The sequence below is a fragment of the Pseudomonadota bacterium genome, from assembly GCA_039815145.1.
Taxonomy (GTDB): Bacteria; Pseudomonadota; Gammaproteobacteria; order Steroidobacterales; family JBCBZW01; genus JBCBZW01.
This window is the reverse complement of the sequence record JBCBZW010000173.1, coordinates 1-9060: the sequence shown is the minus strand read 5'-3', so window position 1 is coordinate 9060 and position 9060 is coordinate 1. Positions and strand designations below refer to the sequence as shown.

Below are 9060 nucleotides of genomic sequence, written 5' to 3'. Positions count from 1 at the left end.
GGGGATGATCGATCGGGCGTGGTTGCGTTCGACGATGCAGGTGAACGGGCCGTCGCTGCGTCGGGTCAGTTCGAAGCCCTGATCGGTCAGCGCGTAGACCGACGCTTGTTCGCGCAGGCGCAACGGCAGCGCCGAGAGGGCGAGCGCCTCCTCGCAGGCGCGAGGCAACGGCGTCAGGCGCTCGGCGCTCTGCGTGGCGAGTGCAAGGGGGCTCCAGGCGGTTAGCGCGGCCAGCAGGGTGACGGAGAAAAGTCTCATCGGGGGTTGCTCCATGCGATGGGTAACACGCGGAACAGCTTGCCGCGCCCCCTGTCGCAGGATGCGTCTCACCTTGAGAGCGGCCCGATCCCTTTGCGAACGGGAGGGTAGGCGGGACGAACGCTCCCCAGCAGGCGTCCCCATCCCGCGACGCACTGCCTCGCACAGCCAGGCAGGGTCGGCATGACGAGCCGATCGCGTAACAGGTACGCGGAGATCCTGAGGAAGGAGGGGCAACGTCCCGCCGCCATGCTCAGCTACCTCGCCTTTTTGCTGCGTGAGTCGAACACCAAGCGCAGCGCCGCGGCGGTCGCAGGCCTGATCAACTCCATGCAGGCGCCGAAGGCAGGCGATCCCGCGCCGGTGGTCGTGACGGCCCTGGGGGACGACGTGTCCAAGGGGCTCACGGGCCTGCAGTTCGCGCACGTCGTGGCGAAGCTGACCCGCACGGAGGACGACAAGCTACAAGAACCCCTCGGTGAGAACATCGCCTCGGCGCTGGCGCGCTACATCGCGCTGGCGTCCAACATCGAGTTCGAGGACACGTCCGACCCCATCGCCGATGTCATCCTACCGAGCGTCACGCGCATTACGCAGGCAAATGTGGCGCAAGAGATGGCCTGGTTCGTGGTGTCGCTAGCGCGGGTCCCGGGCGCGAGTGAGTGGCTGGAGGCGAATCCGCAGGCGCGGGAGCGGCTGGCGGAGGTGCTGGGCCCGTAGGCCTACGGGCGGTAGCCCGCGAGCGCGAGTCCCTCGGCCCAGAAGTCCAGGTGCTCGCGAGACTCGAGCGATGAGCGCATTCGCTCACGATCGACGCTGACCTCGCTGCGGGCGTTCTCCTCGCGCACCTCGGCGCTCAACCGGTTCAAGCGCGCCAAGCACGCGTCGCGCACCAGGCGGTCCTCCCCAGCGGCGCCCACCTGCGATGAGGCAAACGTCCCGAGCGCACCCTCGTAGTCCCGCGCGAGGTACTTGGCCTTGGCCAGTTGCACCCGGAAGTACCCGACCACGCTGCTGTCCGCGTTCTCGGCGACGGCGGCTTCGAAACGATCGATCTCCTCCAACTGCCCCATGCAGATTCGCCCGAAGGCCTCGTGCAAGCGCAGCTCAGGATGGTCCTGGCCCTGGGTGAAACTCAACATGGCGCGCGCGAAGAGCCAGCGACCGTCGAGGCGGCCTCCGGTGCTGCCCGAGTGGCCCAGGAAGCCCATGCTCAGCAGATAGCTGGCGTCTTCCCGCGCCGCGCGGGGCATGTACGCGTACTGCTCGCCAATACCGCTCATCGGTATGGACAGCTCGAGGGTTTCGTCCTGGGCCGCCAGGAGAATACCGTCTGCGTCAGCATCGGCACGGCGCCGCTCCATCTGCACCATGTACTCGCGCACCATCTTCTCGTAGATGTAGAACGGTGGCGCGCCGGGAATCCCGTGGGGTGAGCGCGAGTCCTTGCCCCAGGGCGGGCGCTTGCCCGCCGAGGGCGGCTCGTAGAGTTCGTAGAGGGGTAGATCAACGAACATCTTCGGTACGGTGCGATCAGCAAAGCGATCCCCGAGCTTCAGGTCACCTTCCTCGAAACGACGGCGCACGGCTGCAACGGCGTCGTCTGGGCTGCGTAGCAGCGGCACGAACTGGCCGCTCAGCTCTCGTTCCGCGCTCGCCTCCAGCGGCGCGATCCACAGGCGGCGGCGCTCCTCCTCCGTGCACAGGTTCAGGGCGCCGTACAGTTCGAGTTGGCACCAGGAACTGGCCAGGAATCGCTCACTCAGGAGCACCAGGGTCTGGCAGGACTGTGCCAGGGAGTCACTCAACACCTCGACGTACTGGTCCGGCTCGTAGTCGAGCGTGTCGAGGGTTTCAGGCGCGAAGAACACCGACATGTGCGGCGAAAGCGTCGCGTAGGTGGCGCGCGCCTCGGCCTCCTGGGCCGATGAGTAGCTGATGAACACGTCGTACTGGTATTCGACGCGACGTTGCAGGTGACTCAAGTCGAGCAAATCCATGGTGCTCACCCTTAGGGCCTCGTAATCGCCGACCAGTGTAGGGCATCGGCTGGGCTCGGGCCGCGCAGGGCCAGGTGCCGACGGCTCCGGCGCGCCGCATCCAACAGTTTTCGATTGTTCACAATTCGCCACGATCCGCTGAATACGCACCGAGCATAATGCGCCTCTTAGGGGGTCACGGGCGCCCAGCAGCGGTCGCCAGGCGACGCGCCGAGCTCGAACAGACCCACTGGCGACACCTGCCACATTCCGAGGAGTGCCATGGAAGCAATCGCGGGTTGGTTTGACACCTCGCAGTTCATGCCCCACGGGCACTGCTTCCTGTGGCAGCCCACGATTCTCTGGATGATCGTCGGCTCCAACGCCATCATCGCCCTCTCCTACTTCTCGATTCCGGCTGCCCTGCTCTGGGGTATGCGCCGTCGCGCCGGAAAGGCTGACCTGCGCTGGATCACCGCGATGTTCTGCGCGTTCATCCTCGCATGCGGCACTGCCCACTTGATCGATATCTACACGATCTGGACACCCAACTACTGGGCCGATGCTCTCGCCAAGGTAGCAACCGCCACTGCCTCGGCTGCAACGGCGATCGCCTTGTGGCCGCTGGTGGCGCGAGGCAACCGCTTCCTGGACGAACAACGCACGGTGCGCCAATCGCTGGCGGATGCGAATGCGGAGCTGACATCCACCCTCGACAGCGTGAGCAGACAGCAACGCGAGCTCACGCTTCTGGCTGAGATGGCCAACGAGTTGCAGACTGCCCAGACGGTTCCCCAACTCTTCGCGGTGGTAGCACGTACCGTGGCTGAGCTCATGCCGCAAACGTACGGCTACGTCGCCGTCTGTCAAAGTGATGACACCGTGCCATGCGCGCCAATCGCCAGTTGGGGTGCCAACGGGGACACCGAGGCATTGCTAGACCCTCCCCAACGTCCACCTCCCTCGCCTACCGCCCTCTGCAATGAGCTCACGGACGCAGATCCGCCGTCTTGCACACTGCCGAAACACGTGCCGATCATGGCCAATGGCAAGACGGTGGCATTGATACGGATCTTCGATCGAACAGGTGACGGTACGCACGACGTATCACCCGCCACCCTTCGCATCTTGCAGCAACGGGTGTCCCTGACGGTGCAAGCCCTACAGCTGAAGCTGGACCTGCAACACCGTTCGACCCGTGACCCGCTCACCGGCCTCTTCAACAGGCGACACCTGGACGACGTACTTCAGAGCGACACTTACCAGGAGACCGTAGGCCAACACTACTCGTTGATCATGCTGGACGTGGACTACCTCAAGACGATCAATGACACGCATGGCCACGCGGCTGGGGATCGCGCCTTGACACATCTCGCAAACGTTATCGAGGCGCATGTACGGCCGGACGATATCGCCTGCCGCTACGGCGGAGAGGAGTTCATCATCGTCCTGCCGAACACGCAGCTAGTAGAAGCTGAAGCGGTGGCTCGTCGCATTCAGTCCGCGTTACGAGAGGCGCGGCGCCGAAGTGCAGATCCGAGCTATGCACCACCCACGGTGTCGGCGGGTATCGCAAGCTCTGAACTTCACGGAAATAGCCCCGAGACGGTGATGCGTGCAGCAGACCAGGCGCTCTACGCGGCAAAACGCGGTGGACGCGACACGCTTCGACACGCTGCCTACGAGAAGTCAACCGCCAACGAGCCCACAGAGAAATCGCACGACTAGCGGCGTACGCCGGATCATCAACGCGACGTCGAACACCGGGCAACGCTCGCTGACCCCGCGAGTCCCACTAGTCTTGGCCTCGCCCCTGCATGTCGGGACGGTCTCGCCGCACCGGCAAGTCCAGACGTACACGGAATCCCGGATTCAGCGCCTGCGCCTCGACGCTGGCCTCGCGACCGTAGTGCAACGCCAACCGCTCCCGTAGGTTGCGTAGACCCACGCCAGCACCACCGGTGGCCAGCGACACCGCATTGCCATCGTCTTCCACCTCGAGCACCAGGCGTTGCGCTCCGGCCAGGCGAGCGCGCACCGTCACTTCCACCGGCTCAACCGACGGCTCCACCGCATGGCGCAGCGCATTCTCGATCACCGGCTGCAGCACAAAAGCGGCCACCAGGCAGTCGGTCTCCGCCTCGATCTGCCACCGCGCGCGCAGGCGATCACCGAAGCGCACCTGCTCGAGGGCCAGGTAGTCCTCGCAGAAGGCCAACTCCTCGTCCAGGGTCACCTCCGCGGCCTGGGCCAGATTCAGCACCCGACGTAGCAAATCTCCTAGCTGCTCGACGGCCCGGTACGCCAGCTCGCCCTTGCCCGTATCGATCAACGCCCCCACGCTGTTGAGCGCGTTGAAGAGGAAGTGCGGATTGAGCTGCATGCGCAGGGAATCGACCCGCGCGAGGTTGAACTTGCTGTCGAGCTCCGCCGCCAGAATCCGCGCCTCGCTCGCCTCCCGCTCGCGCAGCAGGCTCAGGCGGTAGAACTTCAGCGTGAGCGAGCACAGCACGATCAGCGCGTAAGTGAAGGCACTCATCGAGTGGTAACCGGCGGCGCGCGCGCCGAACAACCACTCCTGCCAGCCATCGTGATGCACGATGAGGCCGAGCACAAAACTCAGACCTATCAGGGTGAGCAGGTGCACGGTGAGCGTGCCGACGAGCGCCTTTCCCCGGTAGGGCAGCACATCGGTCATCCGGTAGAGCAAGGGCGCGACCGCACCCCAGAGGTAGTAGTACACGCCGATGCGGCTGAACATCGCCCACCAAACGGCGATGTCGCGCGCCCCCGTGCCAAGGTAGGCCGAGGTGGTCGGGATCGCCGCCAGCAAGCTCCACCCGAGCAGGGAGAGCAGCACGAAGCGCCAGCCGATCCGTGGATACAAGCGCGCCGTGGCCACGGCACTCATCGCGGCCGGTTCTCGCGGGCGCGTTCGAGCAGCGCGGGTACGAGGGCTCGCCGGTTGCGGGCGACATCGTGCTGGGAACCGTCGCGCAGTTCCACGCGATAGCGCCCCTGCACGCTGCGCACGGCGACCAGGTGCTGTTGGTTGATGAGCGTGGATCGGTGAATGCGCAGAAAGTCGGGATCGGTGAGTTCGGCCGTGAAGCGGCGAAGCGACTGTGCCACGATCAGCGAGTCGCCCCCCACCGTGTGCAAGCGGACGTACTGGTTCGCCGCTTCCACCCAGATGAGGTCCTGGGGCTTCACGCTCAGCAGGAGGTCGCCGCTGCGCACGCGCAGGCCCTCATCGCTCGATACGGTGGCGGGCGGGGCCCCGAGCAGCTCCTGCTTGGCGCGTCGGATCGCGGCTTCGAAGCGTCGCTTGGCGATCGGTTTCACCAGGTAGTCGCGCATGGCCACCTCGAACGCTTGCAGGGCGAAGCGATCGTGCGCGGTGACGAAGATGACGTAGGGGCCGTGCGGCCGGTCGGCCAGCTGCTCGGCCACGGAGATGCCGTCCAGGTTTGGCATCTGCACGTCGAGCAGCAGCAATGCGGGCTGGTACTGCTCCACGGCGCGCAAGGTTTCGGCCCCGCTCGCAGCGCTCGCCACGAGGTGCAGCTGCGGGTCGCGGCGCACGAGGTTGCCGAGGAGTTCCCGCGCCAGCGGTTCGTCGTCGGCGATCAGCGTACGGATCGCAGCGGAGGCGTTCGTAGGAGGCAGCGCCATCGGCCGATTCAAGCACGCCCCCGCCGGGGAGGTCGAGGCCGCCCTTGGGAACGGGCGCGGCGGACGGGGAACGGGCGTCCCTTGGGTGTCAGGGAGATCGAGAGCCTTCGTGGTCGATCGATCGAGCCGGGCGCCCTGCGCTGCGTTGCGGCAAGGGTAGGCTGCGCGGCGAACTCCACCGCTACCCATAGCCGGGTCCCGCGGACCGACGATGATCCGCCACGGCCGTGTCGGTTGAACCAACGGGCCCCTGCCTGCTCCGCAGTGACACAAAATCTTCATCGACCGATGGGCGGGCGAGCTGTCCGTTTTGGCTAGAGTGTCCGTCCGCTCCACCGAAACGTTCCATTTGCTCACTCTTGGAGGGACCCACCCGATGACCAGGCCCGGTACCCCATGCATCGTCTTCGGTGCCTTGATCCTCTGCTCGGCCTGGGCCAGCGCCCCCGCCCTGGGGCAGGGGTCGTTCACCGCCTTCGAATCCGGTCAGGTGCGGCCCCTAGCCCTATCGGCAGACGGTGAACGCCTCTTCGCGACCAATACCCCTGATAACCGTCTCGAGATCTACGCGATGGAGGGCCTGGGCCTGCGTCACCTGCACTCCGTGCCCGTCGGCATGGAGCCCGTGGCCGTCGCCACCCTCGAGGCCTTGGATCAGGTGTGGGTGGTGAACCATCTCTCCGATAGCGTGTCCGTGGTGTCCCTGAGCGAAGAGCCCCCGCGCGTGGTGCGCACGCTGCGCGTCGGGGACGAGCCGCGGGACATCGTCTTCGCCGGCCCCGAGGGTGATCGCGCCTTCATCTCCACCGCCCACCGCGGCCAGCACTCCCCCATCCCCTATCGCCCCTTCGAGAGCGAGGGCCGCGCCGATGTCTGGGTGTTCGACGCCAATGACGAGGGCGAGGTGCCGCTCACCATCGTCACCCTCTTCGGCGACACGCCCCGTCCCCTGGCCGTGAGCCCCGATGGCGGCCGCGTCTACGCGGGCGTCCTGCACTCCGGCAACCGCACGACCATCGTCACCCACGAGCGCGTAGGCGACGAAGGCCAACTCCCGCCGCTCGCTAACGTCGAGGGGCTGCCGGCGCCGGAGGTCGGCCTGATCGTGAGCCAAGTGGGGGATCAATGGCTCGATGCGGGCGGTCGAGACTGGAGCGACATGGTGCGCGTCAGCCTGCCCGACTACGACGTCTTTGCGATCGACGCCAACGCGGAGACCCCGGTGGAAGTGGCGCGCTACTCGGGCGTCGGCACGACCCTCTTCAACATGGCCGTAAACCCCGCCAAGGCCCGGCTCTACGTGACCAACCTCGAGGCCCGCAACCAGGTACGCTTCGAGGGCCCCGGCGAACTGTCCGGGGGCGAGACCGTGCGCGGTCACTTCATCGAGAACCGCCTCACGGTGATCGACCTGGACGATGGCACGGTGCAACCGCGCCACCTCAACCAGCACATCGACTACGACCGGTTCCCGGGAACCGAGAGCGAAAACTCACGAAGCCTAGCGACGCCCTTGGAGATGGCGATCAGCGCCGACGGCGCCACCCTCTGGCTCGCCGCCATGGGCTCGGACAAGGTGGCCTCCTTCGACACGGACGCCCTGGAGACCGGCACCTTCGTGCCCGACGAGACCGATCACATCGCCGTGCCGGGCGGCGGACCCACGGGCCTGGTGTTGGACGAGGCTCGCCAGCGACTGTACGTGCTCTCGCGCTTCAACAATGCCGTGGTCACGATCGACATCGAACGCCGTCGCGCCATCCAGTCGGCGGCGATGTTCAATCCCGAACCCACCGAGGTACGCAACGGCCGACGCTTCCTCTACGACGCCCGCCTGAGCTCCAGCCGCGGGGACTCCTCCTGCGCGGGCTGCCACATCTTCGGTGACCTGGATCAGCTCTCGTGGGATCTCGGCAACCCGGACGGGCTCACCGAAGCGAACCCCAATCCGCCCGTACCGACGGGCGATCAGGTGCTGCCCTTCCACCCGATGAAAGGCCCCTTGAGCACTCAGAGCCTGCGCGGCATGAGCAACCACGGCCCCCTGCACTGGCGGGGCGACCGCACGGGGGGCAACGACCCGGACAGCGGCGACCCCTTCGACGTGGCCGCCGCCTTCCGCGCCTTCAATGGCGCCTTCGAGGGTCTCCTCGGTGCCACGGCGCCGCTTAGCGATGGGCAGATGGAGGCCTTCACTGACTTCGCCCTCGCCCTCACCTACCCGCCGAACCCGATCCGCGCCCTCGATAACTCCCTCACCACCGAACAGCAGCTGGGCGAGGACATCTTCCGCAATCGTATCGGCGGCCAGGGCGTGCCCTGTAATGACTGCCACACGGTGGACAAGGCCCAAGGACTGTTCGGCTCGTCGGGCCTCACGGGCGGCGCCCGGGCAGGCCAGCCTATGAAAGTTGCTCACTTTAGAAACCTCTACACCAAGGTCGGCTTCATCGGCCGCATCTTCTCCGTGCCGCAACCGCCGGTGGGCGATCAGATCCGCGGTTACGGCTACATCTTCGATGGCTCCTTCGACACGCTGCCGAACTTCCTGCGCAGCTTCTCCCAGTTCGAGACGTCCCTGGAGCGCGAGGCCACGGCCAACTTCCTGCTCGCGGTGGACAGCAACCTGGCGCCCATCGTCGGTCAACAGATCACCCTGCGTGCGGACAACTTCGCCGCGGCGATCGGGGACTGGAGTCTCCTGCGCGAGCGGGCAGGCCTCGGCGAATGTGATCTGATCGGTCACGGCATCATCGATGGCGAAGCGCGCGGCATGACTATGCTCACCGCACCGCCTCGCTTCCAACTGGACCGCGCGGGCGAGGAGCTCTCCTTGCGCGACACCCTGCTCGCAGCGCGGGCGCCTGGCAACGTGGTCACCTTCACCTGCGTTCCGCCGGGCGCTGGGGTGCGGATGGGGATCGATCGGGATGAGGATGGGATCCTCGACGGTGATGAGGCCGAGGCGCTGCGCTAGGTCGCGGGCGGCGGCACCGGACCCCGTCGCTTCCACCCCGAGGTGGCGTTCAGGGCCTCGCGGTAGGAGGCCACGGACGCAGGGTCGTAGGGGTGCACGTCCACCGGGATCGTGCGCACGAAGCGGTAGCCCTCCAGGGTCGGGTCCACCAGGGCGGCGCGAAACTGCACG

The 9060-nt window shown here is 66.4% G+C and carries 7 protein-coding genes; 3 read left to right on the top strand and 4 right to left on the bottom strand.

Features of this window, described 5'->3' with window-relative positions:
- Positions 1-258, bottom strand: a 258-nt coding sequence (locus tag AAF184_23130) for a hypothetical protein (protein MEO0425249.1), incomplete at its 3' end; no start/stop codon positions are given.
- A gap of 183 nt (positions 259-441) precedes the next feature.
- Here AAF184_23130 and AAF184_23125 point away from each other — a divergent pair.
- Positions 442-978, top strand: a complete 537-nt coding sequence (locus AAF184_23125) for a hypothetical protein (protein MEO0425248.1) — start codon at positions 442-444, stop codon at positions 976-978.
- A gap of 2 nt (positions 979-980) precedes the next feature.
- On the opposite strand, the gene AAF184_23120 is transcribed toward AAF184_23125, so the two are convergent.
- On the bottom strand, positions 981-2258 hold the full coding sequence (locus tag AAF184_23120; GenBank protein ID MEO0425247.1) for a toll/interleukin-1 receptor domain-containing protein: 1278 nt from the start codon (positions 2256-2258) through the stop codon (positions 981-983).
- 261 nt (positions 2259-2519) lie between these two features.
- Here AAF184_23120 and AAF184_23115 point away from each other — a divergent pair, with 261 nt between their 5' ends.
- Entirely contained in the window at positions 2520-3965 is a 1446-nt protein-coding gene (locus tag AAF184_23115) for a GGDEF domain-containing protein (protein ID MEO0425246.1), read from the top strand.
- A 67-nt stretch (positions 3966-4032) separates the two neighbouring features.
- On the opposite strand, the gene AAF184_23110 is transcribed toward AAF184_23115, so the two are convergent.
- Together AAF184_23110 and AAF184_23105 are read right to left on the bottom strand one after the other, a co-directional pair.
- The gene (locus AAF184_23110) at positions 4033-5148 is read right to left on the bottom strand and encodes a histidine kinase (GenBank protein ID MEO0425245.1); all 1116 of its coding nucleotides are present in this window, start codon (positions 5146-5148) and stop codon (positions 4033-4035) included.
- Complete coding sequence (locus AAF184_23105; protein MEO0425244.1) at positions 5145-5912, bottom strand: LytTR family DNA-binding domain-containing protein; 768 nt, start codon at positions 5910-5912, stop codon at positions 5145-5147. Before AAF184_23105 ends, AAF184_23110 begins: the two co-directional genes overlap by 4 nt.
- 376 nt (positions 5913-6288) lie before the next feature.
- Between AAF184_23105 and AAF184_23100 the strand changes: the two genes are divergently transcribed.
- On the top strand, positions 6289-8889 hold the full coding sequence (locus AAF184_23100; GenBank protein MEO0425243.1) for a hypothetical protein: 2601 nt from the start codon (positions 6289-6291) through the stop codon (positions 8887-8889).
- The last annotated feature ends 171 nt before the right edge of the window (positions 8890-9060 follow it).

Bases quoted from the DNA above. Each gene is read 5' to 3' on its own strand.
- AAF184_23125 (MEO0425248.1), top strand. From the start codon at position 442: ATGACGAGCCGATCGCGTAACAGGTACGCGGAGATCCTGAGGAAGGAG.
- AAF184_23120 (MEO0425247.1), bottom strand. From the start codon at position 2,258: ATGGATTTGCTCGACTTGAGTCACCTGCAACGTCGCGTCGAATACCAG.
- AAF184_23115 (MEO0425246.1), top strand. From the start codon at position 2,520: ATGGAAGCAATCGCGGGTTGGTTTGACACCTCGCAGTTCATGCCCCAC.
- AAF184_23110 (MEO0425245.1), bottom strand. From the start codon at position 5,148: ATGAGTGCCGTGGCCACGGCGCGCTTGTATCCACGGATCGGCTGGCGC.
- AAF184_23105 (MEO0425244.1), bottom strand. From the start codon at position 5,912: ATGGCGCTGCCTCCTACGAACGCCTCCGCTGCGATCCGTACGCTGATC.
- AAF184_23100 (MEO0425243.1), top strand. From the start codon at position 6,289: ATGACCAGGCCCGGTACCCCATGCATCGTCTTCGGTGCCTTGATCCTC.